The 26002-nt window shown below is 47.5% G+C and carries 27 protein-coding genes, 1 pseudogene and 1 riboswitch; of the genes and pseudogenes, 6 read left to right on the forward strand and 22 right to left on the reverse strand.

The window, feature by feature from the left end; translation table 11 throughout:
• Positions 1 to 15: 15 nt before the first annotated feature.
• On the reverse strand, positions 16 to 801 hold the full coding sequence (locus PCH02S_RS11705; RefSeq protein WP_127453123.1) for an SDR family NAD(P)-dependent oxidoreductase: 786 nt from the start codon (positions 799 to 801) through the stop codon (positions 16 to 18).
• 597 nt (positions 802 to 1398) lie between these two features.
• Positions 1399 to 1959: a CBO0543 family protein gene (locus tag PCH02S_RS11710; protein ID WP_127453125.1), complete on the reverse strand. Its 561-nt coding sequence runs from the start codon at positions 1957 to 1959 to the stop codon at positions 1399 to 1401.
• Positions 1960 to 2741: 782 nt separating this feature from the next.
• Here PCH02S_RS11710 and PCH02S_RS11715 point away from each other — a divergent pair.
• Positions 2742 to 3185, forward strand: a complete 444-nt coding sequence (locus PCH02S_RS11715; protein ID WP_127453127.1) for an ASCH domain-containing protein — start codon at positions 2742 to 2744, stop codon at positions 3183 to 3185.
• A 485-nt stretch (positions 3186 to 3670) separates the two neighbouring features.
• Here PCH02S_RS11715 and PCH02S_RS37155 read toward each other — a convergent pair.
• A pseudogene (locus PCH02S_RS37155) lies at positions 3671 to 3817 on the reverse strand (ISL3 family transposase); the annotation flags it as partial.
• A 268-nt stretch (positions 3818 to 4085) separates the two neighbouring features.
• On the reverse strand, positions 4086 to 4841 hold the full coding sequence (locus PCH02S_RS11730) for an SDR family NAD(P)-dependent oxidoreductase (protein WP_127453129.1): 756 nt from the start codon (positions 4839 to 4841) through the stop codon (positions 4086 to 4088).
• Positions 4842 to 5058: 217 nt separating this feature from the next.
• Between PCH02S_RS11730 and PCH02S_RS11735 the strand changes: the two genes are divergently transcribed.
• Positions 5059 to 5946 (forward strand): AraC family transcriptional regulator, encoded by an 888-nt coding sequence (locus tag PCH02S_RS11735; protein ID WP_127453131.1) that lies wholly within the window; start codon positions 5059 to 5061, stop codon positions 5944 to 5946.
• A gap of 394 nt (positions 5947 to 6340) precedes the next feature.
• Here the strand turns inward: PCH02S_RS11735 and PCH02S_RS11740 are convergent, their stop codons facing one another.
• Both PCH02S_RS11740 and PCH02S_RS11745 read right to left on the reverse strand, forming a co-directional pair.
• The gene (locus PCH02S_RS11740; protein WP_127453133.1) at positions 6341 to 7135 is read right to left on the reverse strand and encodes a TrmH family RNA methyltransferase; all 795 of its coding nucleotides are present in this window, start codon (positions 7133 to 7135) and stop codon (positions 6341 to 6343) included.
• Positions 7136 to 7144: 9 nt separating this feature from the next.
• Entirely contained in the window at positions 7145 to 7804 is a 660-nt protein-coding gene (locus PCH02S_RS11745; protein ID WP_127453135.1) for a potassium channel family protein, read from the reverse strand.
• A 162-nt stretch (positions 7805 to 7966) separates the two neighbouring features.
• On the opposite strand from PCH02S_RS11745, the gene sspI reads away from it, so the two are divergent.
• Entirely contained in the window at positions 7967 to 8170 is a 204-nt protein-coding gene (sspI, locus tag PCH02S_RS11750; RefSeq protein WP_127453137.1) for a small acid-soluble spore protein SspI, read from the forward strand.
• A 395-nt stretch (positions 8171 to 8565) separates the two neighbouring features.
• On the opposite strand, the gene PCH02S_RS11755 is transcribed toward sspI, so the two are convergent.
• From PCH02S_RS11755 to PCH02S_RS11770, 4 genes are read right to left on the reverse strand one after another with little or no spacing between them, the layout of a single operon-like run.
• Positions 8566 to 9660 carry a Gfo/Idh/MocA family protein gene (locus tag PCH02S_RS11755; RefSeq protein ID WP_127453139.1) on the reverse strand — a complete coding sequence of 365 codons (1095 nt, stop codon included), beginning with the start codon at positions 9658 to 9660 and terminating at the stop codon, positions 8566 to 8568.
• Between the two features lie 20 nt (positions 9661 to 9680).
• Entirely contained in the window at positions 9681 to 10310 is a 630-nt protein-coding gene (locus PCH02S_RS11760; protein WP_127453141.1) for a ThuA domain-containing protein, read from the reverse strand.
• Positions 10311 to 10347: 37 nt separating this feature from the next.
• Positions 10348 to 11508: a Gfo/Idh/MocA family protein gene (locus tag PCH02S_RS11765; RefSeq protein ID WP_127453143.1), complete on the reverse strand. Its 1161-nt coding sequence runs from the start codon at positions 11506 to 11508 to the stop codon at positions 10348 to 10350.
• A gap of 48 nt (positions 11509 to 11556) precedes the next feature.
• Positions 11557 to 12579 carry a LacI family DNA-binding transcriptional regulator gene (locus PCH02S_RS11770; RefSeq protein WP_127453145.1) on the reverse strand — a complete coding sequence of 341 codons (1023 nt, stop codon included), beginning with the start codon at positions 12577 to 12579 and terminating at the stop codon, positions 11557 to 11559.
• Positions 12580 to 12901: 322 nt separating this feature from the next.
• Here PCH02S_RS11770 and PCH02S_RS11775 point away from each other — a divergent pair, with 322 nt between their 5' ends.
• The gene (locus PCH02S_RS11775; RefSeq protein ID WP_164819532.1) at positions 12902 to 14182 is read left to right on the forward strand and encodes a putative bifunctional diguanylate cyclase/phosphodiesterase; all 1281 of its coding nucleotides are present in this window, start codon (positions 12902 to 12904) and stop codon (positions 14180 to 14182) included.
• Here PCH02S_RS11775 and PCH02S_RS11780 read toward each other — a convergent pair.
• The 5 genes from PCH02S_RS11780 to zwf all read right to left on the reverse strand — a co-directional run bounded on the left by PCH02S_RS11780 (position 14177) and on the right by zwf (position 19543).
• Positions 14177 to 14968: a YheC/YheD family protein gene (locus PCH02S_RS11780; protein ID WP_127453149.1), complete on the reverse strand. Its 792-nt coding sequence runs from the start codon at positions 14966 to 14968 to the stop codon at positions 14177 to 14179. The two genes, PCH02S_RS11775 and PCH02S_RS11780, sit on opposite strands and share 6 nt — an antisense overlap.
• Entirely contained in the window at positions 14934 to 15167 is a 234-nt protein-coding gene (locus PCH02S_RS35720) for a glycosyltransferase family 4 protein (protein ID WP_164819533.1), read from the reverse strand. Before PCH02S_RS35720 ends, PCH02S_RS11780 begins: the two co-directional genes overlap by 35 nt.
• 24 nt (positions 15168 to 15191) lie before the next feature.
• Positions 15192 to 16775 (reverse strand): peptide chain release factor 3, encoded by a 1584-nt coding sequence (locus tag PCH02S_RS11785; RefSeq protein WP_127453151.1) that lies wholly within the window; start codon positions 16773 to 16775, stop codon positions 15192 to 15194.
• Between the two features lie 57 nt (positions 16776 to 16832).
• Positions 16833 to 17903 (reverse strand): metallophosphoesterase family protein, encoded by a 1071-nt coding sequence (locus PCH02S_RS11790; protein ID WP_127453153.1) that lies wholly within the window; start codon positions 17901 to 17903, stop codon positions 16833 to 16835.
• Between the two features lie 104 nt (positions 17904 to 18007).
• Positions 18008 to 19543, reverse strand: a complete 1536-nt coding sequence (zwf, locus tag PCH02S_RS11795) for a glucose-6-phosphate dehydrogenase (RefSeq protein ID WP_127453155.1) — start codon at positions 19541 to 19543, stop codon at positions 18008 to 18010.
• A gap of 190 nt (positions 19544 to 19733) precedes the next feature.
• On the opposite strand from zwf, the gene PCH02S_RS11800 reads away from it, so the two are divergent.
• The gene (locus PCH02S_RS11800; RefSeq protein ID WP_127453157.1) at positions 19734 to 20105 is read left to right on the forward strand and encodes a hypothetical protein; all 372 of its coding nucleotides are present in this window, start codon (positions 19734 to 19736) and stop codon (positions 20103 to 20105) included.
• 42 nt (positions 20106 to 20147) lie between these two features.
• Here PCH02S_RS11800 and PCH02S_RS11805 read toward each other — a convergent pair whose 3' ends face one another.
• Entirely contained in the window at positions 20148 to 20594 is a 447-nt protein-coding gene (locus PCH02S_RS11805; RefSeq protein WP_164819534.1) for a GNAT family N-acetyltransferase, read from the reverse strand.
• A gap of 153 nt (positions 20595 to 20747) precedes the next feature.
• On the opposite strand from PCH02S_RS11805, the gene PCH02S_RS11810 reads away from it, so the two are divergent.
• Positions 20748 to 21434 carry a hypothetical protein gene (locus PCH02S_RS11810; RefSeq protein WP_127453161.1) on the forward strand — a complete coding sequence of 229 codons (687 nt, stop codon included), beginning with the start codon at positions 20748 to 20750 and terminating at the stop codon, positions 21432 to 21434.
• Between the two features lie 67 nt (positions 21435 to 21501).
• Here PCH02S_RS11810 and lepB read toward each other — a convergent pair whose 3' ends face one another.
• From lepB to PCH02S_RS11840, 6 genes are all read right to left on the reverse strand, one after another.
• Positions 21502 to 22050, reverse strand: coding sequence for a signal peptidase I (gene lepB / locus PCH02S_RS11815; RefSeq protein WP_127453163.1), 549 nt, complete (start codon positions 22048 to 22050; stop codon positions 21502 to 21504).
• A gap of 26 nt (positions 22051 to 22076) precedes the next feature.
• Positions 22077 to 22724: a response regulator gene (locus PCH02S_RS11820; RefSeq protein WP_127453164.1), complete on the reverse strand. Its 648-nt coding sequence runs from the start codon at positions 22722 to 22724 to the stop codon at positions 22077 to 22079.
• A 60-nt stretch (positions 22725 to 22784) separates the two neighbouring features.
• Complete coding sequence (locus tag PCH02S_RS11825; protein WP_127453165.1) at positions 22785 to 23846, reverse strand: sensor histidine kinase; 1062 nt, start codon at positions 23844 to 23846, stop codon at positions 22785 to 22787.
• 24 nt (positions 23847 to 23870) lie between these two features.
• The gene (gene liaF / locus PCH02S_RS11830; protein WP_127453167.1) at positions 23871 to 24533 is read right to left on the reverse strand and encodes a cell wall-active antibiotics response protein LiaF; all 663 of its coding nucleotides are present in this window, start codon (positions 24531 to 24533) and stop codon (positions 23871 to 23873) included.
• Positions 24534 to 24708: 175 nt separating this feature from the next.
• Positions 24709 to 25341, reverse strand: a complete 633-nt coding sequence (locus PCH02S_RS11835) for a PspA/IM30 family protein (RefSeq protein WP_127453169.1) — start codon at positions 25339 to 25341, stop codon at positions 24709 to 24711.
• A gap of 27 nt (positions 25342 to 25368) precedes the next feature.
• The gene (locus tag PCH02S_RS11840; protein ID WP_127453170.1) at positions 25369 to 25674 is read right to left on the reverse strand and encodes a LiaF transmembrane domain-containing protein; all 306 of its coding nucleotides are present in this window, start codon (positions 25672 to 25674) and stop codon (positions 25369 to 25371) included.
• A gap of 162 nt (positions 25675 to 25836) precedes the next feature.
• A riboswitch (cyclic di-AMP (ydaO/yuaA leader) is annotated at positions 25837 to 25989 on the forward strand.
• Positions 25990 to 26002 lie beyond the last annotated feature (13 nt).

Consider the following 26002-nt stretch of genomic DNA (forward strand, 5'->3'; position numbering starts at 1 on the left):
TATTCGCCTCTCCTATTATTTACTTTTTTCCTTTAACCAACTTTCAAATTCGGTGGCCACAATGCGTTCCCCCGTGATGCCCTCCGCTTCCGCTGAAGCCAAAAAGACAATAGGCTTCGCCATAACCTCCGGCTGTATCAGCCTGAATTTCGCCTCGATCTCCCTGCGCAGATCATCCGGAATCATGCCCGTCGCCGTTGCTCCGCCCGGAAGCAACATATTGACCGAAATTCCAGATTCCTTCAGATCCTCCGCCATGATCGCCGACAGCGACTCTGTTGCGGCGCGCGACGGACCGTACGGAACAAAACCCTTTCTTCTCATGGTCTCATGATTCATGGTAATGTTGATGATTCGTCCTTTTCCTTGTTCGATCATGAGTGGGGTAAATCCTCGCGCTACCAGAAAATAACCGGTGAGATTGGTTTCGATAAGATCGCGGAAACCTATCGGCGTCACCTTGTAAAAGGGCTGCGGCTCAGCAAGAAAACGCGGGTTAACCGTTCGCATCCCGATGCCGGCATTGTTTACAAGGACATCAATTTTACCCCATTCGGTTTTTACCCATTTCACCGCATCTTCTACCGATCTCTCTGATCTTACATCCAGTGGAAGCTCAAAAACAGTAGTAGTATATCCCTTTTCTTTAAGCTTTTTTACGGCTTCAGTTAATTTTGACCCTGGACGGGAAGCTACTGCTACTTTTGCCCCTTTATTAAGAAGGGCTTCTGCCATGGCATAACCTAAACCGTCGGAAGCACCGGTAATGACAACATGTACATTTTCTAATGCTTTTACCATTCTTTCACCTCATTCAAATTGTTAGAGTGCTCTCCACTTGATTATAAACAATTATGTGGCGAAATCTCCTATTCCGTTAAACTGCCCATCCCTCGGTTTGCTTAATGGCCAACTCCATGCTTATCGCTTGCTTGATGTTGGCCTCGGACCAGTGCCCAGAGATGTCGTTTACGTTATCGCTGGCTCATCGTCTCTGGTGTTGGTTCAGTTCAGTTGCCCATTGACCTACAACGAATGCCGCGTATTTCGTAAGGGGTTCACTCCCATGTCAGGGCGGGTCAATAGCCCTGACATTCCTTCGTCACATCTATCCAAGGGGTGGAGGTCGGTCTTTCTAACGGAACAGGTCGGATCCTTTTTGCATAACGTATTCCGATACTCTGTGCTTTCATTGTCTCCTGCGAATACGCCAATTCAATAGAGAAAGTGACGCAGGCGAGGACTGCATCGTTTACTGAGCTTCAATTGCCCCTTCCAATTTACCCGAGCTTGCTTCAGTCACATTGAGGCCTGCACCTGTAACGAAACAAGGGAGGATCTGCCGCGTTGGCTAGTTGCTCGCTTGTTATTATGCTATCGTTCCGCGTTAGAATTAAGCTATAAAGTATCAAATGTTTTAGCTTTACTTATTTTATACGATATTAAATAAATAAAAAAATATATTGGAAATGAGTAGAAGATACTCCACCTTACAGGTGTGTAAAATCCTATCCACTCAAATAAAGGTTCACCTATAAATGAAGTCATAGCTGAATAGATTATCGCTTTTATAAAAGGATTTAATGTTGGTTTATATTGTAACCAAAGCATAATGGTAACTGGAATTAATGAAAAATCCCAAGGCAAAAAAGTTGGAATTGTTGGTAAAGCTCTACCTGAATAATGCCATGACCCAAACACTAACCCTAAAAAGTCTAACCAGGAAGCGATAATTAACCCAAAGCTTCCTGCCAGTAGAAGTCTTGCTTCACTTCCCCGTTTACGGAGTAAAAACCAAACAACCCAAGGCAATATTGTTAAATACCAAGATACCCAAAATTCCCAATGCCATAATGTGTTTTCTGTCCAATACTTTACATAGTCCAATTCAACTTGATGGATTCTGTCAAAAAATTGTTTGGACTCATTAATTTCTTCTTCATCAATTAGCGATTTCATTAATTTCACCTTTAGGTATGATATTACATATTATTATTACCATTTCTTGATTTAATCAACTCCCTCTGTGGATAAACGCTTTACTCTTAAATACTCTCGTTTTCTCAGTTTTTGAGCTTCAAATACTTTCAATGGTATGACGTTGAATAGGAAGGAATTTTTGGATATGTTGAGGGGAAAAATGCTCGACGATCGTGCTTTGGAGGGCGAACGACGGCAATCGCCGGCTAGTCGTTCTCTGGACTTACTCTTTTTGTCAAAGTGGCAGATAGCATCAAAGCCGTGGCGGCAAACCAAGTTTGTAACATACATCGAGGATTGTATGCCTCTTTACCAGGTGCCCGGTAAAGAGGCATACAATCCTCGACGTCTTTCTGTTCTTAATGTATTTAAATAGATTTGCTAGTCTTTCATCTCATCTAACGTCTTATTGCCCGTCCCTCGGCCATCCAAAAGCCTATTTTAACGGGACACAAAACATAGTACTGGCGGCAAGGAAATGGTGCAAATTCAGAACTTACAACAAAATATGCTTCATAATTGAACTTCTTGGCACTAAAATAACCTAAAATCAAATGATTTTAGGCATTAAATTGATTCAAATTGTGGTAAAGAAATAGTTCAAGTCACATAATGACACAAAGTTCCCTACATTTTAGTTAGCCGCTCCTTTTTGTCAGTCTTTTTGATGGGAGGGATTGCGTCTTTTTAATGCGGGTATGGAAAGTCTGAGAATGTTTGGGGAATAGTACTTCATTATGAACAGTAATGGAGCGTGAGGAATGAAAGTATTATCCATGATTCAACCGTGGGCGACTCTGCTTGTCCAAGGCGAGACTCTCTATGAAACAAGATCCTGGAAGACCCGGTATCGCGGACCGTTGGCCATTCATGCAAGCCAGAAAGTCCATAAGCAGGACTGCAAATATGAACCCATCCGTTCTTTACTTGCCAAGAATGGCTATACAGAACAAAACCTCCCTACGGGGGTTATCCTTGCAACTTGCGAACTTACTAATTGTTATCAAGTCATCGACGCTAATCATACGTCAGCCATTCTGGATTGCGGGAAGGTCGTGACGGGGGATGACTTCCTGTTAGGTGATTACAGTCCAGGTTATTTTGCGTGGGAAATAGCGGGTTTCCGTCTACTGAAGCCCTATATTCCAGTGAAGGGAAAACTGGGACTATGGGAATATTCGATAGGCGAAGAGTTGATGATATGACCTATGTAAACAATCAATTAATGGAGGTTCTTTACCAGTTGAGTCTTCTTCAAATACACCCGCCAAGTAATGCACAGTTAGCACAATAATAATTGTCAATCAATCGGATGAGCCGGCATGCCAAGTCTTTAGCATCTCTTGAGCTTTTTTAGGATCGTCCATGATTAGCGCCCGATATTGCAGCAATCGGCGACGGAACGAACCGCTGGCCGGCTGTCAGCATAACATCTGAAGAAGCTGCTGCCCATTGCGGCATTCGATATCACAAGCTTGTACAACACTGCGCAAGCGAGTCTGGCAACACGGGAGCTTCTAGGCTGGAAATCGAAACAGCTCGGATTGATTGCCGATCTCGAAGAAGGGCAATATTTTTCATAAAAATGGAGGGTGTGCCAAAAGTCCTTAAATGACTGCTTGGTACACCCCCTGATTATTACTTCGACTTTAGTTAATTAGGGTATTCGGATTTTATAGTGGAAAAGGGCTTATAATTCGCCCTTCTCCAATTTCTCAATCAAGGTGGAAATGTCGATACCAAGAAGCTGTTCGCTACGTTCACGTATCACACCGACAGGGGGCATCTTATCGAACATCGGAAAGTTATAATCCCGAAGCACATAGTCATCCAGACGCTAGAAGTACGGCTTATACGGCTCCGGATCGGACACCTCTTGGGAGTAGGACATCGTGTTCAATAAACGCGTATTGTGGATTTATAAGTCTCTGCCAACCTCAATGCAGACTATTTGTCCCAGTTTTACGTCGATTTTATGGATCATTTTGTTATGCAATTCTACCCTTTTCTGCAATCTAAACGGGGTTCCCCTATAAGTCTTGAAAATAACGATGGAACACCCTTTTTATCTCTTCTAATCGTCATTGCTCAAGCGGACAGCATTTTTAAAGCAAATGTCCGCCAGACACTTCAATGTCCTGGGCTGTAACCCAGCTGAAATCATCAGACAATAAGTTCACAATGACCTTAGCAATATCTTCGGGTTGGCCGATTCTGCCAAATACTGATTGCTCAGCCAGAGGCTTAATGAATTCAGGATGTTTATCGAATACTCCATCGCCAAAATTGCTGTGCGTAGGACCGGGCGAAACTGCGTTGACCCGAATTTGACGAGGTGCAAGTTCTTTGGCGATGTAACGAGTCCAAGTTGAGAATGCTGCTTTTAACGAGCCGTAGACGGAGTAGCCTGGAAATGATTGGTTTTTGGATGAGCTCGTGGTATTTACAATAGCTCCAGCGTCCTCCATGAATCCGACAAGCTGTTGTGTTAAAAAAATCGGTCCTTTGTAGTTCGTATTAAGAATCTTGTCGAAATATTCTTCGCTCATTTCAGAGAACATCATTGGCCCGCCAATGCCGCCATTATTAACTAAGTAATCAAAAGTCGTTCTGTTCCAAACTTCTTTAAGGTTCTTTTTCACTTCTAAAACGAAACCTTCGAATGATGATAGTTGAGTCAGATCCAACTTCAATGCTAATGCCCGAACTCCACTATTCTTCTCAATTTCCTTAACGACAGCTTCCGCCCGGTCCTTATAGGAATTGTATGTGAGAATGACGCTAATTCCGAGCTTGCCAAGCCCAAGAGCCGTCGCTTTTCCAATCCCATTACTTCCACCTGTTACAATTGCAATTTTCATAAGATCTCTCCTTTTTTGTGTTCGATCTAGATTCAATTTTAGTCGTATCTGCTGAAATAATATAGATCTAATCATGCCTTCTTATTGCCTAAAAACACCATAGACCCTTTCGATGAATCAGGATCAACCTTAATATTTATCACAATAAGAGCCTAAAAGTGCCAAATCACTTCAGAGTGGTGTTGAGGAATAAGAATTCGTGTTATAAAATAAGAGTATGAATATAATCCATGATGAAATTATTGATCTAATGAAAAGTGCAGGCACTCGACCAATTGAAACCGGAGTACCAGGGCTAAGTATGATTAAGGGAGACATTCCCGCACATCAACTTGCAGCGCTCTACGAGCCTATGATTGGTTTTACGGTTCAAGGAACAAAGATCCTTTCCATCGGGGAGCGTTGCACAGACCTGAAAGGGCCATCCTATTACGTGTTACCGGTACATGTTCCTGCAACAGCGAGTGTACACTCAGATCGTGATGGCCGTCCTTACATGTCCCTTGGTCTTAGGTTGAATCAGGATGTTCTTCAGAGTTTATTAAGAGATCTCCCTGAAAATCTAATCCCAACTGCTTCCGAGCATTTCACAGCTTGTGAAATAGACAATGAATTTATGGCGGCATGGCTGCGCTTATTGCGATTATCTAAAATACCAAAAGATATTCCAGCTCTTGCACCAGCTTATGAGCGTGAAATCCTTTATCGCGTTCTGATGGGACCACAAGGATGGAATCTGAGGCAATTTGGGTTGCTGGAAAGTAATTTATCTAAAATTTCCCAGGTTGTAAAATGGTTTCGCGAAAATTTTATGAGGCCAATAGACATCCGTGATATGGCATCAAAATCTGGTATGGCTATAAATACCTTTCACCGTCAGTTTAAAAGGGCAACGGGTTTAAGTCCTATTCAATTTCAAAAGCAATTAAGGCTTTTGGAGGCTAGGAACCTCATTGCATTTGAGGGCTATCCAGTAGCAAGTGCCGCATATCATGTTGGCTATCAAAGTCCCTCACAGTTTAATCGAGAGTACTCTCGCTTCTTCGGTTCATCTGCAGCTCGGGATACGGAGAAACTAAGACGAATCGAAAGCGCGAGGGATTAAATCATTGACATCTTTTTTGTACAAATCCACACATGTTGAGAACTGTTCACGGTTAGTAAGAAATGGTTAATACCAAGATGTCTCGGTGTTCAGACTCTTCCTTGAATGGAAGGGTTTTTATTATTTAATGGAATTTTTATGTAGAGTGAGGGAGCATTATAGAGCAAATTACATTGAGGCTCGGGTATTTGGTGGATATTACCCACCATTTAAATGTAACATGCTTCTATTCGCTCTCACTCTAAATTCATGCTACTTCCTAATCGCATTGCACGTAAAAAATCCCGATGTATCATGGCTTCAAGCCACATCGGGACTAGTCTTAGTAGTGACAAAATTACGTTCCAAACGGTGACAAAGTGAATTACAACTCACAGCAATGAATGGCCACAAGCTACATCAACCGCTGCCGCGAAGCCTCAAACAGCAATACCGTAGCCGCCATCGCCACATTCAGCGACTCCGCCTTCCCCTGCATGGGGATGATGACCTGCACATCCGACAGCGCAGCAACCTCCGGCGACACGCCCCGGCCCTCGTTGCCGAGAATCAGCCACGTCGGCTGCCGCAGGTCCGTGTCGTAACACGAGCTCTGCGCCTGCAGGCTCGTGGTCACGAGCCTCACGCCGCGCTCACGCGCGCGCGGCAGCAAAAGCCCCAGATCTGCCTCCACAATCGGCAGATGATACATCGATCCCATCGTCGAGCGGATCGTCTTGGGATTGTACAGATCGACCGTGCCGCGGCCGAGCACAACCGCTTTGGCACCGACCGCATCCGCGCTGCGGATGATGGTGCCGAGGTTGCCCGGGTCCTGGATGCCGTCCAGGACCACAACAAGATCATGCTCGCCAGCGAGCAGCTCGTCCATGCCCAGCTGCGGCCGAGCAACAACAGCCAGCACGCCCTGCGGCGTCTGCGTGTCCGTGCATTTCTCCAGAACGGCTTGGCTGACGCCGACCCATTCTACCATGCCTGGCGATGCCAGCGCAGCCAGACCGTCAGGCAACCCTTTTTCCAAGCTAAAGATAATGGTTTCGACAGAGGCCCCCGCACGCAGAGCTTCCTCAACAAGATGGTGACCCTCGATGATGTATTTCCCTTGCTTGTCCCTACCCTTGCGCTCCAAAAGCTGTGCCCATTCTTTCACGCGGGCGTTTTGAACAGACATAATTTCCGTATGTGTCATTTCCTCTACCTACTCTGCAAAAGTCACTTCAAACGTTTGAAGATCCGAATTTTTTCCAACGACAACCAAAATATCATCAGATCGCAGCTTTTCCTCCGCACTTGGCGGAATAATCAGCTTGTCATTCTGTTTAATCGCTATCACATTGCAGCCGTATTTGGCCCTAATATCAAGTTCTTTCAGATTTTTACCAATCATATGACGAGAGGCTTGAATCTCCACAATGCTGTGATCTGAGGACAATTCTATGTAATCAACAATATTAGACGAGATCAAGTGATGCGCCACACGCTGTCCCATATCTCTCTCTGGATAGACGACCTTGTCAGCGCCGATTTTTTTAAGCACCTTCCCATGCAAGTCATTCACAGCTTTCACAACAACCGTAGGTATTCCCATTTCTTTGAGAATTAATGTGGTCAAGATACTCGCTTGAATGTCCTCCCCAATGGCGACTACGACAACGTCAAAATTGCGTATTCCCAGGGCCCGGAGCGCTTCTTCATCCGTTGAATCCGCTTGTACCGCGTGCGTGACGATCGATGAGATCTCTTGCACAGTCTCTTCACGAGAATCAATGGCCATGACTTCAAAACCTAATTGTGACAACGTTCTGGCAATGCTGGACCCGAATCTTCCCATGCCAATAATGGCAAATTGTTTTCTCATAGGTTGGCGTTTCCTCCAAGTTCCCAATATGATTTTAAATTATAACATACTTGCGATCTGTAAACTCACTGTGCGCGGAAAGAGGCGAAGGTGAAGGATGAACCGCCATCAACTTGCGCATATTAGTATCGATAACGAAAGGGAAGCGAGGTCCACGAACGAATGAACATTACATTAAGACAGGCCATCGTCCAGAGAGTCCAAAATAAATCCAATGACGAACTTCAAGAAATTATTGAAGATTCGATTGGCGGGGAAGAAAGGGTATTGCCCGGGCTAGGTGTGCTTTTCGAAATTATATGGCAGCATAGTGAAGCCAATATCCAAAATGAACTCGTTGAAACCTTAAAAGGGCATCTCCCTTGACCTCAAATCCCTACCATCGGCTAGGGGGCTGCTTCATGCAATCCCTTAGCTGCATATTCGTACTCGACAGCCTGATGTACTCTACCTTCACACCAAGTAAAGCCGATTACTCCTGCTAATTCCCACAATATATCCATCTTCACCTAATTATCTGGATTTCTACCTCAAATTTCTACATATCTGCTATTGTTTCGCTCAAAATCAATCATTTAGCTTGAGTATCAACCGCTATTCCAATCCCTGCGACCGATCAGTGTACATTAACGGTAGTTTTTCCAGTTTTGTCTAACAGTGAAACCTTAGGGAATCGTCCACACTGATCAGTGCCCTCCCCTGCATCAAACAAAAAAATCCCCCTCTAATCCAAGAGGAGGATAATGAATAAGGGATAATTGCTACAGCACAGTGTCCGGCGACAAAGGTGCCGGTCTTTCACAGCTGCTTTGCATTACATAATGCTTGCCTTCGCTCGCTGCGTCGTGGAAGCCATGCATAGCTTCAAGCACGTGGTACGCCAGCTCGCCATTCGCACGGTGCGCTTCACTCTCACCGCTGATGAGCGCTTGCGCCATGGCCGCAACACCCAAACCGCGGCTGTTTTCTTTGTAGCCATGGGATAATGGAATCGGCTCCCAGTCGGAACCATTTTTACGGATCATCACCTGACCGCCAAAAGTATTAGGATCCGGTACGCGCAAAGAGCCATGGCTGCCATAGATTTCAATGTTCGGCAGCTGCGTGCCGCCCATAATATCAAAGCTTGTAACCAGCGTGGCAATGGCGCCGCTATGGAAATCAAGCACGCCCGCAATATGCGTTGGCGTTTCAACCGTGATCTTTTGTCCGCGTTTTTTCTCGCTCTTAATTGTACGCTCCGGGAAGCTGATGCCTGTCGAGCCTGTTACACGGCGAATAGGTCCTAGCAGAGCTACTAATGCTGTAAGATAATAAGGACCCATATCGAACATAGGGCCGCCGCCTTTTGCATAATAAAACTCAGGGTCCGGATGCCAATGCTCGTGACCTTTGCCCATCATGAACGCCGTTGCGGCAATCGGTGTACCGATCCAACCGTCATTGATCAGCTTCACGCATGTCTGAATACCTCCGCCGAGGAATGTATCCGGCGCGCTGCCGACCGACAATCCTTGACGGCGAGCTACCTCCAGAATGCGCAAGCCCTCTTCGCGCGTAACCGCTAGCGGCTTTTCCACATAGACGTGCTTGCCCGCTTCCAATACCTGAATACATACTTCAGCGTGTGCAGCCGGAATCGTCAGATTGATGACAATGTCAATATTCGGATCATTCAAAAGCTCCTGAACCGAATACGCGTGAGGAATATTAAACTCCTCCGCCCGCGCCTTCGCTCTACCCAAATCAATGTCCGCGCAAGCGAGCAGCTCCAAATGCTCAAAGTTAGGAATATTCTTCATATAAGCAGCACTAATATTTCCGCAACCAATAATACCAACCTTCTTTTTACTCATCTTTCCGCTCCTCCTCTTCGTTATCGTGTCGCCCACAGCAAGCCGCGGCGCATAAGCTCAAGTGTTTCCGGCATCCGTACGATGTTCGCTTGATGGCCAAGCGAGTTATAATACACTTTGCCTTCGCCATAGGTTTTGGTCCAAACCACCGGCATCTCCACATCGCCGAAATCTGTCACCGCATGAACCTGAATAGCAGGATCGACATGCATGTAATATTTTTCAGAGACGACGACGAAATCGTTAATTCCCTCTGTCAGAGAATGCTGACGATCTTTGATCCGCACAGTATAGGTAACACCGTCATTACCCGGATGAGCGACCCATTGACCGCCGACCATGTATTGGTATTCGACTTCATTCCGGAAGGAATCCCCCATCCCGCCGTGGCAGCCGGCAATCCCGGTTCCGCCTTCTTTCACTGCGGCAAGTAAAGGGGCCAATTGCTCTTTCTCAATTTTCCCCATCGTCCATACGGGCACAACGAGATCAATGCTTTTCAAGCGTTCCGCATCCTTGAAGCTGTCCAGCGTATCAGATACCTCCACGCCATAACCTTCTTCGCGCAATACCCCCGCAAAAATCCCAGCTACTTCCTCAGGTTGATGACCGTCCCAGCCACCCCAGACAATCAATGCTTGTTTACTCATCTTGCTCAAGCTCCTCTCCGCTTCTGATTACGAACCCTTAAACCTCGCTAATTTTCACCCAACGGCGCTGCGCAATGGATTGATCCACGGCTTCCAGCACCTCTTGACACTTCACGCCATCCACAAAATTCGGAACCGGCTGACGATCTTCCGTAAGCGCATTCATTAGCTCCACAACCTCGTGCACGAACGTGTGCTCATAGCCGATGGTGTGTCCAGCCGGCCACCAAGCATCCATATAAGCGTGAGGCGCATCCGTTGCCAGAACACGGCGGAACCCCTGAACATCCTCATCATCACTTGTAAAATATACCTGCAGCTCGTTCAAGCGCTCAAAATCAAACTTCACACTGCCTTTACTGCCGTTAATTTCAAAAGAATTCGTACACCGGTGACCGGCTGCAAACCGCGTTGCCTCGAAGCTGCCCAGCGCCCCATTTGCGAAACGGGCCATAAACAACGTCGCGTCATCCACGGTGACCGGTCCATGCGGCGCATCCTTGCTGCCTTTGGCGCTAAGTCCTGTCATGGAGCTCGGCAGTGGACGCTCCTTCACGAACGTCTCGCTCATGCCGATGACTTCTGTCATATCGCCGACCAGGAAATGCGCCAGATCGATCAGATGCGCGCCCAAGTCGCCATGCGAGCCAGAGCCGGCAATTTCCTTCTGCAAGCGCCACACCAGCGGGAACGTCGGATCTACGATCCAGTCCTGCAGGAACCAGGCGCGGAAGTGATAGATCTCGCCGAGTCGACCGCTCTCGACCAGCTTCTTCGCGAGCTGCACCGCAGGAGCAAACCGATAGTTGAAGCCGACCATGTGCTTCACCCCAGCGGTTTCAGCCGCCTCCAGCATCTCCCTTGCATCCGCAAGGGTCAGCGCCAGCGGCTTCTCACAGAACAGATGCTTGCCAGCTTTGGCCGCTGCAAGCGCGATTTCCTTGTGCGCGTCGCTGGGAGCATTGATATCGACGATGTCGATATCGGGATGCGTGACCAGCTCACGCCAGTCGGTGACATAACCATCCCAGCCGAACTGCTCGGCTGCGGTTTTGACACCGTTCTCATCGCGACCGCAGATGAGCTTCATGTTCGGCACCGCCGTCTGCGGGAAAAACATGTGCAAATCCTTATAAGCATGGCTGTGCGCCTTGCCCATAAACTTATAACCGACCATACCAATATTGAATGATTTCATAACATTGAAAACCTCCTTAAGTGGTTAATCGTTCTATCCTTATATAAGCTAACAGCTCTTAGATGACTGACGGATGATGAGTTGGGTTGGCAGCTTAACATTGGGAGAATTCACACTTTCCCCCTGCATGACGCGAGCTAATACACCTCGTGCCGCTTCTTTTCCCATCTCGTAAAATGGCACATTAATACTGCTGAGCGGTGGGTCGCTCAGTTTGGCGGCATCGGAGTCGTCGCAGCCCACAACGGCAAAATCGCGACCTGCCACCCAACCTTTTTCCCGGAGTCCTTGCATCAGGCCGACAGCCATGCGATCATTGGCGGCAAATACCGCTTCCACCTGTCCCCGCTGTGCCCATAGCTTCTCCGCTGCTTCATAACCGCTTTTCCGGCTGTAATTGCCTTCAAGCAGCATCTCATGTGGCGTCTCAAGCCCTGCATCGTACATGGCTTTCAGATAGCCTTGAAGTCTGTCCCCCGAATTGGAGTACTCCGGCGAGCCGTTCAAGAAGGCAATCTTCTTGTAGCCCTCCTCTTGCAAATGGCGAACAGCCTGATAACTGCCATCAACATGATCGGCATCCACTTCGTGAAAGGCTAAACCTTCAAAATGCTGATTCACCAAACAGAAGGGGTGCCCCTGCTCCTGCAGCTGTTGAAGCGATTCTCGCTGCTCCGGTGTATCTCTTGCCCCCAGAATGACACAAGCATCCACTTTCTGCGATCGGTAGAGCCTTGCGTAGTCCAAACTTTCATCCGGCTTGAGCAACGATAGAAGCAAGTCATACCCCTGCTCTCTTACTTGCTCGCCGATCCCGCTTAAGATTTCCGCAAAATAATACGCTGAGAACAGATGCACCTTAGGCATATAAGGAAGCACCACACCGAGATTTCCGCTGCGTCTTCGTGCAAAGCTTTGCGCAATCGCATTCGGATGATAATTCAGCTGGCTAGCCGCTTCCAGAACACGCGCCTTGGTAGTAGGCTTCATGGGCCCGAGCCCATTGAATACACGGGAAACGGTCGCTTCGGAAACACCGGCCAATTCAGCAACCTCTTTTCTAGTCACCATGTAGAAGCCTCCATTATTCATTACTGAAATCATTTATGTACACGCGTACATTTTCTCATTCAAGAGCACTTTTTGTCAATACGTCACAGCCAAAAAATATTCATCTCACATTTCGATACCAACACCAATTTCCAACGAATAAAACTAACAAAAAACGACTAATTTCTGTAAAATGATCTAATTTATTATATTGCCTATTCCTTGTCTTTCGTTTTATGATTAAGGTTACATGGACAACTATGATGTGGGAAGAGTGATCACAATGAATGTAGCCCAACGCCTTCTTCACTTGGCCTCATCAACTCGGCGGAGCACGAAAAAAGTGACTCGAAGTCACCTTTTAATTTTGATCAAAAAAGCGGTAAAACGCCATAGCAGAGCTGTGCGCGAAGCACAAATTCAAACTATTCTTACCTTGGATATTGACCGGTTTCGACATATCAATTTCTCACTCGGTTATGCGTCCGGTGATCTTCTGTTAGCCGAAGTCGCTCATCGACTGCGCTCCCTTCCTAATTGCAGTCTCGCCATGCGATCCGGGGATGATGAATTTGCGCTTGTTATACACGCACACCATCAGGAACAGTTGTCCCAATGTCTTTTACAGGTACAGCAGCTTTTTGAACAGTCGTTTATGATTCAGGAACATGAATGTTACATTAACGTTAGTATGGGCATGAGTGCCGTGGAGTTAACGCCAGCAACGGCTGAACACGCGTTGAAGCAAGCTGACCAAGCACTTCTGGCCGCCAAACACACAGGCAAAAATAAGCTTGTCACCTACCATTCCATGCTTTCACCTCAACAGACGAGCTCCATGGAAATGGAGACCGAGCTGCGCAAGGCTATTTTAGACAACCAGCTCATCTTGTACTACCAACCACGCCTTGAACTCTCTACCGGCAAAATTAGTTGTCTGGAAGCTTTGGTGCGATGGAACCATCCCAAGCTCGGCATGATTCCGCCTAACGAGTTCATTCCGCTGGCAGAAGAGAGCGGTTTGATTCTGCCCCTTGGCGAATGGGTGCTCCGCGAGGCTTGCCTCCAGAAGATGAGATGGCTCGACGCCGGTATTTTAGACTATCAGGTTGCTGTCAATATTTCACCATGCCAGTTCCAGGATGAGAACTTTTCGGATAAAGCCATTCGTATCATTGAACAAACCGGCATTGATCCTGCTTATCTGGAGTTCGAAATTACGGAAAGCTCGATTATGCAAAACATGGAAAACACCATAGCGGTGTTAGAGAAGCTCTGCAACAAAGGAATCTCTATCTCCATCGATGATTTCGGAATCGGCTACTCCTCGCTGAATTATCTGAAGCATTTTCCTATTCACTGTTTGAAAATCGACCGGTCCTTCGTTAAAAATATACATAGCAACAAAGATGATCTAGCGATCACCAATGCCATTATTCACCTTGGTCACGCCCTTAACGTGCAAGTGGTAGCTGAAGGTGTAGAAGAAGTGAGCCAGCTTGAAATATTGCGAGAAACCACCTGCACCACCATCCAAGGTTATCTCTTAAGTCCTCCGGTTTCCGTTTACGAAATCGAACAAAGCTTTCATCGATACGACAACAGACCGGTTATGATTTCATAACCGGCCGTATGCTTTGGCGTACCTCCGCATTTTCGCAAATATCCGCTTATCCCGTAGTCTGCGGAAAATGTAAGGATCTGGACTCGTATTGACCTCAAGAATCCATGGATGCAGGTCTTTGTCCAGAGCGACATCAACGCCGATTTCCTTAACTCCCCGGTATTTCGTATTAATTGCTTTAGCAACGCGTTTCCCAAGCACATGCAGCTTCTTGACGTAGTCATCTCGCTCACCCGCAGGCAAGTAGCTCTGCAAAAGTGTTTCCACCGGCTTCAGCGTTCCCCCATTGTGAAAATTCGTTACGATTTTGCTCGGATGCGCCACTCTGCCAATTACGCCGGTTGTTTCCCAATCACGCAAAGGTGTCTGCTGCACCATAATTCTGAGGTCGAAGCGGTTCCCTTTATATTTCAGCAGGTGAATCCCTTTCTGAACCAGATAAGGTGCTTTTCCCGTCTTCTTCTTGATGGAGGCATACATGTCTTCAAATGTTTTAAATCTTTTCAAATGAACCCCAAGCTGATACGAATACGGCATGATTTCTCCCTCGCCGTCTGACATTTCTATTCGAATTACACCATTTCCGAACATACCTACGTTGGGCTTAATATAGACCATTTTATGCTGAACCAGCATTTGTTTCAGTGTCTCTGCTGTCATCCATTTCGTCGTCGGCACATTTTCCCTTAGCGCTGCTGTGGCCTCTACCGCCCTGGTTTTGCCAATCTTGCTCATGACATATCTGGGGTATCTAACCTTCGTCCGTTTCTTTAAAATTTTTCTCATGTCTTTCCTCCTGCTTCAGTCGATAGAAGTCGGCCAGTGATTGCGCCGTTGCCTGCCATCTGAATTGCTTGACTGCGTCGTCCCGCGCTTGCTTCGATATGCGCGCCTGGATTCGTAACCCGTACTTATTGTATGAAGCAAACCGTCCATCGGCAACCAAAAAAGAAGAGACCGCACACCAGATTTTACTCTGGCGCACAGCCTCTTCAGGTTATTTATAGTCTTATGGAGCACTCGTTAAAAACTTCGCATTCGGGTTCTTTTCCATGGAGGATCTTAGTGCATATTCGCTCTCGAACAGCCCGACGTAATTCCCTTTTTTATCCTTAACGAGTTGGGAGTTAATACGGAATTTACCCGGATCGATCTTATCATCGATAATCCATCGTGCGAACTGGTAGTTCTGACGCTGCAGCAAAATATCTACACCATATTCGGATCTCATCCGGTGTTCAAGCACCTCGAACTGCAGTTGGCCGACGACGCCGAGAATCATATCCTCAAAACCGATCGTCGTGAAGACTTGAATCATACCTTCCTCCGTCAACTGATCGATACCCTTGAGGAACTGCTTTTGCTTCAGTGCATTTTTGATCGAAACTTTGCTGAAAAGCTCCGGAGAGAACGTTGGAAGCTCGTCGAAAACAATGGCTTCCCCTTCGCTCAGGGAATCGCCGATCCGGAAAATACCTGGATCGAACAAACCAATGATATCGCCAGGGAATGCCTGTTCCACGATATCGCGGTCTTGCGCCAGAAACTGCTGAGGTTGAGCCAGCTTGATATCTTTGCCCATACGGACATGCTTCACCGACATGCCGCGCTCGAATTTGCCGGACACAATGCGCAGGAAAGCAACGCGGTCGCGGTGAGCCGGGTTCATATTCGCTTGAATTTTGAAAACGTAGCCCGAGAACTTTTCTTTGGTTGGCTCGATGACACCTACTGTGCTGTTGCGCGGCTCTGGCTTTGGTGCCAGCTGCAAGAAGTTCTCCAGGAACGTCTGCACACCGAAATTGTTCACGGCACTTCCGAAGAAAACAGGAGTAAGCTCGCCCTTCAACACTTTTTCCATATCAAAAGGATCGCCCGCTACGTCTAATAGTTCAATATCATTGCGCAGCTGCTGATGCAGGAATTCACCTGCAATTTGGCGAACCAGCGGATCTTCCACGCCATCCACCTTGCGAACTTCAATATCTTTGTGATCCTCGCCATTGTAAAGTTCCAGCTGCGACTTACCGCGATCGTAGACGCCGCAGAACTGTTTGCCTGACCCAATCGGCCAGTTCATCGGGTAGGATCGAATGCCGAGCACTTCCTCCAGCTCTTCAAGAAGCTCGAACGGATCACGGCCTTCGCGGTCCATTTTGTTAATAAACGTAAAGATCGGAATACCGCGCATCCGGCAAACCTGGAATAACTTCTTGGTCTGTGTCTCGACCCCTTTGGCCACGTCAATCAACATCACGGCGCTATCCGCTGCCGTCAGCGTCCGGTACGTGTCCTCACTGAAGTCTTGGTGACCAGGAGTATCCAAAATGTTAACCCGGTGCCCTTCATAGTCAAATTGCATCACACTGGATGTAACGGAAATTCCACGTTGCTTTTCAATTTCCATCCAGTCCGACGTTGCATGCTTGCTGGCTTTGCGCCCTTTGACCGTTCCGGCTAAGCGAATCGCGCCTCCGAATAACAGCAGTTTCTCGGTCAGTGTTGTTTTCCCCGCATCCGGGTGAGAAATAATCGCGAACGTGCGCCGCTTAGCGACTTCCGTTTCGAGAAGCTTTGTGAGTTGCGTAGTCATTTGTTAGTTTAATTCCCTTCTTCTTTTACATGGATACTGCTAGGTGCTGCTTATTGATTAAGCTTGGGCTTTCTGCAAATCGATACTCCAGTTCGCCTCATCCAGGAACGTACGGTTGCTGAACTCTCTTCCACGTACGACGACCTTATCGGCAAATACTTGGACATAAATACCCTGAGATTTATTCTTAGCTTCCTGTTGGTACGCACGGTTCAGCGTTCTGCCGACCGAGGCATTATGGAAATAATGGAATGTTTCCTGCACATAATGCGGGGTCCCATTCTGGAAATCTTGATGACGGTGTCCACAGAAGACGAACACATTCTTATAGGGCTTCAGCGTTTCGCGGAATTGGATTGCGCGGATTAATTGGTGAGATCCCCCATCTGTCCCATTCGGCGGCAGCGGTTGATGTGTCATAACGAACAAAGGCCTTCCTGGTTGATACAGGGCTTTAACCCGTTCCTTGAACCAGGCCAATTGCTCATCGGAATACCATGCGCCTTCACCGACTTCCGGCTTCTCCTGGACATAGGCTTCTTGGGAAAGCAGCAAAATAGAGTGACCTTTCGTCGTAAAATCATTATAAAGCGTTTTGTAGCCAAAAAACTTTTTGAATTGCTCCCGGCTGACTTCATCGCTCTTGCCATTCGGCACGGCCGCTTGATCCCAGCTATTCGCTTTATTGATCCAAATCGTGTAATAGTCGTGATTCCCCATGTTCGCATGAACGGGAGGAAGTTTATACTCACTTACAATGGTACGCAGCTCCTTATAATCTCGTTCCGTTCCTGTATCGGTTAAATCGCCTGTTAACATAATGGCGTCAACGGGACCGTCGAAATGTGTAATGTCATCGAGCGCTTGCCTCAATTTCTTCACGGTTTGCGGATCACCTACGGTGACATGAAGATCGCTTAATATAAAATAGGACATTAGCGGACCTGTCGGCAACGGTTCGGCCGAAGGCTGCGCCACAGCTTGAGCGGGCTCAGGTGAAGCAGATGATACGACTGGCTGATCTTCCGCCATAAACCTTTTTTTTACCATTTGACTAAAAAAAGCACTTATTCCAACCAATGCAGCCCCGATTGCAAGCAGCCATCTTATAAAAGCTCTTCGTGACATAAACGCACCCCAAGTATAATAGTAAGGATTTACTCCGTAAGATCTATTATACCATAAAAAATCCAATAGGCGTCAGTCGCCTATTGGATGTTATACATGCTTACTTAAGTTAAAACCGTTGTTTTTTGAACGGTTTCCCAATCGACTTCGCCTTCATTTTGACCGTTGATCGGCCACCACTTAAAGCCGTCATCCGTCAGCAGTCTAGTCGCCTCTTCAGGTCCCCAAGATCCAGCCGGATATTCTTTCAGATCATCCGTTTTCTCGTTCCATGCCGCAGCAATGCGGTCTACATAAGACCAAGCCAGCGCTACTTCATCCCAACGCGTGAAGTACGTAGAATCTCCACGGGCTGCATCATACAGCAGACGCTCATATGCTTCCGGCGTATTAATGCCGATTTGGCAGCTTTGACAGAAGTCCATAGCAACCGGAACGATGACGCCTTCCGATCCTGGCTGTTTGGCATTCATTTTCAAGTAAATGCCTTCCATCGGATTCACGCGGAAAACAAGCAGATTCGGTTCCATGTCATGCTTTTTAGCCAAATAGACGTTGCTCGGAATGTTTTTGAATTCAACAACAACCTCGGTTGTTTTGACCGGCAGCCTTTTCCCTGTCCGGATGTAGAACGGCACCCCAGCCCAGCGGAAGTTATCGACATGCACACGCGCAGCGAAATACGTTTCCGTCGTCGATTGCGGGTTCACGGAATCTTCCTCACGGTAAGCCGGTAACGTTTTGCCTTTGCTGGAACCGCTGGAATATTGGCCGCGAACAACGTTCGCACGAACATCATCCCCATCTTCGAACAGGCGCAAAGAACGCAGAACCTTAACCTTCTCATCGCGAATATCTTCCGGATGCAGGCGGCTAGGCGGCTCCATCGCCATCATCATCAACATTTGCAGCATATGGTTCTGGCCCATATCGCGCAAAGCGCCCGAGTGGTCGTAATATCCGCCACGCTCTTCAACACCGACTGTTTCGCTTAATGTAATTTGGATATTTGCTATGTATTTATTGTTCCATAGCGGCTCGAAGAAGGCGTTCGCGAAACGCACAAACTCAATGTTTTGAACCATCTCTTTACCGAGGTAGTGGTCAATGCGGTAAATGTCCTTCTCCTCAAACACTTGACGGAGTTGACCGTTCAAACGCTCAGCCGAAGGCAGATCGTAGCCGAATGGTTTCTCAATCACAAGACGGTGCCAACCTTTGGTTTTGAGCAAACCGCCTTCACTCAGATTGTAGGACACGTTGCCGAAAAGTTCCGGCGCCAAAGCCAGGTAGAACAAGCGGTTCCCGCCCGTTTGATATTGCTCATCCAGCCTTGTGGACAACACGTTTAACTCGTGGAAGCCGGCCACGTTGTTAATGTCCAAAGACATGTACTCGAATCGGCTTGCGAAGCGAGTCCATCCCTCATCATCCGTAATTTTGTAACGGGCAAATTCCTGAATCGAATGCTTCACGTCATCACGGAATTGTTCACTCGTCCGAGGTCTGCGAGCAAGACCGACAACAGCGAAATTTTCTCCTAATTTCCCTTCGCGATACAAGCTATAAAAAGCTGGAAATAGTTTTCTTTTCGCCAAATCGCCGGTTGCCCCGAAAATATAAAATACAGCTCCACTCATATATGCATCATTCTTTCTCTATTAGGATTAGTTAATATGCTTAGCATACCTAAAATTGTCAAGCTATTCAACTTTTCTGAGAACTTTCCCTATAACAATTTCTTATAGTGATCTAGACATTCGTCTATACCGAAATGGGGCCTTCCGAATAGGCTACAGTACATACAAATACGGAGGTGCCAAGAGTCTTATGCAGCCCATTCATCCGATTACCGAAAAAGCTTGCAAAAGCCTGTACGGAAAACCAGTTCTACTTTATCTTAATGATGGTTCCCAAATCTTTGGAGTTTTAAGCCGCTTGGAGAAAAATACGCTCATTCTTAATGAAGAGGCTCGCCCAACGCTTAATTCAACCACATCCAAGAAGAAACGTAAAACCACTGCCAAAGCGAAATCTGTCCAGTCAAAAAAAGAAAACTCAGCTCCAAACAGCCCAGAGCCGCAACTCGAACAGTTAAACTTTTTCGGAATGCCGCTTTTTGGCGGTCCAGTTCCCGGCCCGAACGGCCCAGAAGCCATCGATATTCCGATCGATCGTGTTGCTGCTATGTTCAGCGAATGAAAAAAAAGGCTGCCGATGACTCGCTCATCAGCAGCCCTAGTATTACCGAACAAGCTTCTTTTTCATTCGAAAGCAGCTTAGCTCAGGGAGATATTCTTCAATCTCATATCCTTTGCTGGAGTAAAAGCCAATGGCATTGGGATTGCTGTCATCGACGAAAAGCTCTGCTGTGCGGCAGCGCTCACTTTTCCCATACTCCTCAGCCATCTTCATGAGCTCTTTCCCTAATCCCTTCCCCTGCTCACGAGGATCTACGGCCAGCATATCGACGAACAGCACATTCGATTTGCGAATAACCGAAATAAATCCATAAGGCTGTTTATATCCTTTAGCTGCCACAAACGTTTTGTTGTGGTTCAGCCGCTTGCGAATTTCCGAAAAAGTAATCGAAACGCCTGACTGATATTGTCTGGAAAAGGGTACTAACTGTTCAACAATCAAACGATGAATCGCCCGATCATCGTTAGCAGCTAACCGTTTGCGAATCACGCTGCATCGCCTCCACAAGAAGCAATAATGCTATCTTATGTTGTTCCTGGCAGAAATGACTCAGCTGGTTGCTCATCTTCCATCTGACAAGTACCAATTTACCCCAATACCTACGAATGATATACTAGACTTATGTGAAAAGGGGTGATTGAAATGATTTATGCCTATCCTCCGATAACAGCAGTAAATAGCTACCAAACCCATAAGGATTACTATCGGGTTAGCGGAATCCGCGGCATCGCAGGCGGTAAATCTACCACGGTTCGCGAGCAGCTTAATTTGCCTTACGAGGGATCACCGTATCAAAAAATCGCGAAAGCGGCAGCCCAAAACGTAGCTGGATTCGTTCAAACTGCTCAGAATGCCAAACTCTCCGCACAATCCTTGGTCCAAGCAAGACCGGGCGACAACAATCGTGAAACCATCCTAGAGCCTATCCGTGAATTTGTAGATACATATAATGAACTTCAGACGTCCTTACGAGAGTCGCCTGCGTACATGAATCGTTCCCTTCTTGCCGGGCTAGAGCAAGCCGCTAAGCCGTATTCGCTCAAAGAAGTCGGCATCAACAAGCTTGATGATGGCAGCCTTGAGTTTCAGGAGCAGGAGCTTCAAGGTCAAGTCAACAACCTGTCAGGCTCCTTTCGAAAAAATCTCGACAGCCTGACCAGCTTCGCCTCTACCTTGGCGAACAATCTTGGACAGCTGCAGCAAGTTCCTACTGAAGCGTTGTTTCAAATGTCCCGTTCTGACCTAAAACCTTACGGGCAATACCGTTCCAAACTGCAAGCCTACTTGCCGGTACCGATGAGAGGCATACTGCTGGATACACAGATGTGATTAAAAAAAAGCGACCCTCTGGAATGAGCACATGCATCTGCATGCTCACCGAGAGGGTCGCTTTTTATTAGAAGAGCTTCTTGCCTAAGACATGATCGAGTGGAACATATCCAATGACTCGGCTATCCATACTGTTATTTCGGTTATCTCCCATCACGAATACGTGATCTTCCGGAACCGTCCATTCCTTGTTCCCGTTTGCTCTCATCGCCTCATTCAAGTACGGCTCTTCGAGCAATTGGCCGTTCCGGTACAATTTATCGTCTTTCATCTCTAAATGATCGCCAGGCTTCCCAATCACACGTTTGATCCACACGTGTTTGTCATCGCCTTTTGTAAATAAGCTGAGCAGAGGACTGTCCAGCAGGTCATTCTTGAACGTTCGCTTCAAATCAACTCTAGAATCAATAATGACAATGTCTTCATAATTAGGTTCGTAATTGAACGTATGAGAAAGCTTTGATACATACACACGTTGACTGTCATGCAGCGTCGGGTCCATAGAATGGCCCATTACTTTGGTCGATTGGAACACAAAAACGCCAAGAAATACGACTAAAACAAAAGAAATGGCAATGGAACCAAACCAGCTCCACAATTGCTTGAGAAAATTCATCCTTATCGCTCCCTTGTCCCATGTTGCTACTCAGCCAAACCGTGCTTAAAAGCATAGATGGCAGCTTGTGTTCGATCCTCCACACCAAGCTTGGCGAGTACGTTCGTGACGTGAAATTTCACTGTTTTCACACCGATAAACAAATCATCCGCCAGCTCCTGGTTCGACTTCCCTTTGGCGATCAGCCGCAGGACTTCCATTTCCCGATCCGTCAGCTCTTCATGCGGTTCCGCTGCCGCCTTAGGCTGTCTGAAACGGTTCATAATCTTAGAGGCAACCTGAGACTCTAGAATGGATTGCCCTTTGGCCGCGGCTCGAATCGCTTGAGCAATCTCAGAAGCACGAGACGTCTTGAGCAAATAACTGAAGGCTCCTGCTTCAATCACTGGATACATTTTCTCATCATCCAAGAAGCTAGTCAACACAATGACTTTACACTCCGGGTACAGCTGCAGCAGCTTCCGGGTTGTTTCGATCCCGTCCATGCCTTCCATGACCAAATCCATCAGCACGACATCCGGTCGATATTCCTGGGCCAATCGAATGCCATCTTGCCCGTTGCTGGCCTCTCCGACCACTTCAATGCCATCTTCCGTTCCCAGAACAGCGGCAAGCCCGATCCTTACCATTTCATGATCATCGACAAGCAAGACTTTAATCAATGTATCGTCCATTTGCTTCTCCTCTCGTCAGCAGAACTGTTTTCCTATTTTCCACTACCATCATTCAAACCGCTATACACTTTCCACTGCATCTGTAGCTAGAATCGGCACTCGAATTTCGATACGCGTCCCCCGATCAGGAGCCGTAATAATGTCAACAGAGCCGCCAATTTCGTTAACCCGCTCCTTCATAGATACGATGCCGTAGGAGGTAAGCTTCTTCGCATCCAGTTCAAAACCGACACCATCATCGCGGATCGCCAGGCGAACGCCGTCAGCGCGGTGCAGCAGCTTAACTTCGAGCTTATTCGCTTTGGAATGACGCAATGCATTCGAGAGAGCTTCCTGTACGATCCTGAACAGGTGATCCTCAATGCCTTTATTTAATCGAATCTCTTCGTCCATATCCCACGTAATCGCCATCGGCACTTTGGCCGCCAGCTCTTTGAGAAGCTCAACAAGCCCTTCGGACAATCGTTTTCCTTCCAAATGGATAGGACGTAAATGAAGCAGCAGCGCCCTCATCTCCGACTGCGCAACGGAAGCCATCTCCTCAATCAGGTGAATCTGCCGTTTGGCTTTCTCGAAATCCTTGTCCAAAGTCCGGCCAACAGCCGTTGCGGTCATCGAAATCGCGAACAATTGCTGGCTTACCGCATCGTGCAGCTCCCGCGCTAATCGCTGCCGTTCTTCAATAACAGCCGACAATTTCGCTTTCTCCGCAAGCTCGGCATTATTGTTAGATAGTCGCTGCAGGGAAGTAACCTGCTCTTCCCAACGTTTCATAATGCGGCCCAGTTGCTCGCCAAGACGCCCGATCTCATCTTCGCCATTCTGGAAGCCTTCGCGGGCGAAGGTCCCTTTTTCAAGCAAAATCATCGTCTCCATCAGCGGCTCAAGCCGGCGTGTAATCCGCGAGCTATTCCAGTATCCATACCCTGCGCCAATGCCTCCGATAATCACGATGGCCATGAAAACGAATTTCACACCTTCTTGCCAGCTCGTAAATGGCGTGATTAGGTTGTTTGAGTTCATAAAATAGATGATAGCGCCAAATACAAAAAAACTAAAAATAATCGATTCAGCCATACTGCGCCATATCATATTCGTTAATCTGCGTTTATAGCCGTCCAATATGCGCTGAACCTCCTCTAGACGTTACATCACTTTAATTTTAATATCTCCTACTATATACGAAAGCACAAGTTTCACGCGGTGGTCGCAGCTCTCATAATTGGACGATTGCCATTGTAATTTGTTCATTACGCCTGACTCACGCTCACTTGCGACCTGAATTTGGCCAAATGTAACGGATGCTCCTACTGAGACGCCAATATCATCTGGTACTTTGATATCTACATCTCCTATCACACCTTGCAGAATAAGCGTTGTTTCCTTTTGCTCTAGTATGGCAAGCGAGAGATCGATATACGTTTCCCCGATAATGTACCACGTTGAACTATTGCGCATGATCCAAGGCTCACGCCCCAAGCGAACGCTGTCCATCAGCTTCTGCTTCTGAATATAGGTATCATCTTTATGCACTTGCTTGGACCGTATGAAAAAGAATCCTAATGAAATCAAAACGATCGATAAAACAATCGTAATATGATCACCAAACAGAATCACAGCCCCCACGCCGATGAGCACAAAGCCTTTGCGCTCTTTGCGGGAACGGACCCGATGAATGCCCAGCAAAACGAGGATTATCGCAAGAATGGGGAAAAAGCCTATCGTATGATCCAGAAGCAAAAATAGACCGGCGCCAATCAGCACTAGGGCTGTATTCCGGTTGCGGTTGTTTTTGGTTTCTTCGCCCATCGCTGCACCTCCTCTGGCTGCCGATTAATTCGTTCATATAGATTCCTAGCATACCATAAGAATGGACAGCCTCCAAGATGCAAATCCTTGCCCAGCAAGGCTCTAGCATGAGGAATGGAGGCCGGAACCTGGCTGCGCCGCCTGCTGTGCGCGGCGCAGTACAATCACGCGTGGCTTATTTCTTGTCGCGCCAGTCCTGCTGAAGCTTGCGCAGCTCCTGCTGGAGGCTGCTGCCAGCCTCCTTCAGCGTCTCTTTCGACACGCGCCCCGCCACGCGCAAGCCCTGCAGCGCTTCCCGGCCGAGCTCGCGGCCGGTCGCTTCCAGCTCGCGCAATGCTTCGCGAGCTTCTTCCTTGGACAGCCCGCTTCGCGGCTGTCCCGTTCCTGCTGTGCGGCCTGCACGCAGCGCCGCCAGCTCGTCTGCTAGCGCCAGGCAGACGTCCTGGCTGCTCGCGTATTGCGCGCGGTACTGCGCGCAAGCAGCTTCCAAGCGCAGCTTCTCCTGCAGCGCCATGCGCGCAAGCTCTTCGTCGCCTGCGCGCATGGCCAGCTCGGCCTGCTCGGCGCGCAGCTGCGCCATCTCCTGCGCGTCGACGCTTTGCTTGCGCAGCTCAATTGTTCGCTGCAGCGCCTCCTCGTAGCGCTCCTCCAGCTCGGCGATGCCGCGCGATGCTCCCGCGTGTCCAGCTTGGCTGGAATGGCTGGAATGGCTGGAGTGGCCGCCTCCCCGTTCATGCAGGTCCAGCTTACTTGCTGCCTCCTGCCAGGCCATATCGGCCATTTTACCAATTCGATCAAATACGCTCATGATCCACACCCCCTATGTTCCTGTTGATTAAAGTCTGAACTCCGCCGAATCATTTTGTTTTTTTAGCAAGCGATAGCCGTAATACATCAACCACACTGCAAACACGATCGCTAGAAATCCAGATAATTTTGTAATTAATATCAAAGCGCCAATGCCAAAAATCAGCCACCCCATCTTCTTGCCATGAGTTATCCCCACATAACCAAGCCCTACCATCACCACAGGAACCAGTAGTCCCATGACATGAAAATGCATGCCAACTTGATGCATACAAATGAGAAAGCCTACTGCTATCAGAATGAGTGCCCAACTTTTTGATCGATTCATGCTCATTATTGCACCGCCCTTCGCGTAATCTTCATGCTACTATCGTAGCCGAAATGGATTCACGTCAAAACGGACTCCCGACTGTTTTTGTACCTAGACCTAAGTCCAGTATGGTCTAAGACCTTTAACCATATTTTGGGCGTTGTTTCTCTTATTCTATCAATGATAGAATATTTGAAGCCGAGTCCGGTGCACAGACAAAGTGCCGGTACGGGGGACGATTTACATGGGGTGAATATTTGCTCTGTACGCAGAACAGACTAGGGAGAACCTTCTTCCCGAACCCGTCAACTAACCTCGGAGGCTCATTTTGAAGGAGGATTACCAATTGAAT

This window comes from Paenibacillus chondroitinus NBRC 15376, from assembly GCF_004000765.1.
GTDB lineage: Bacteria > Bacillota > Bacilli > Paenibacillales > NBRC-103111 > Paenibacillus_E > Paenibacillus_E chondroitinus.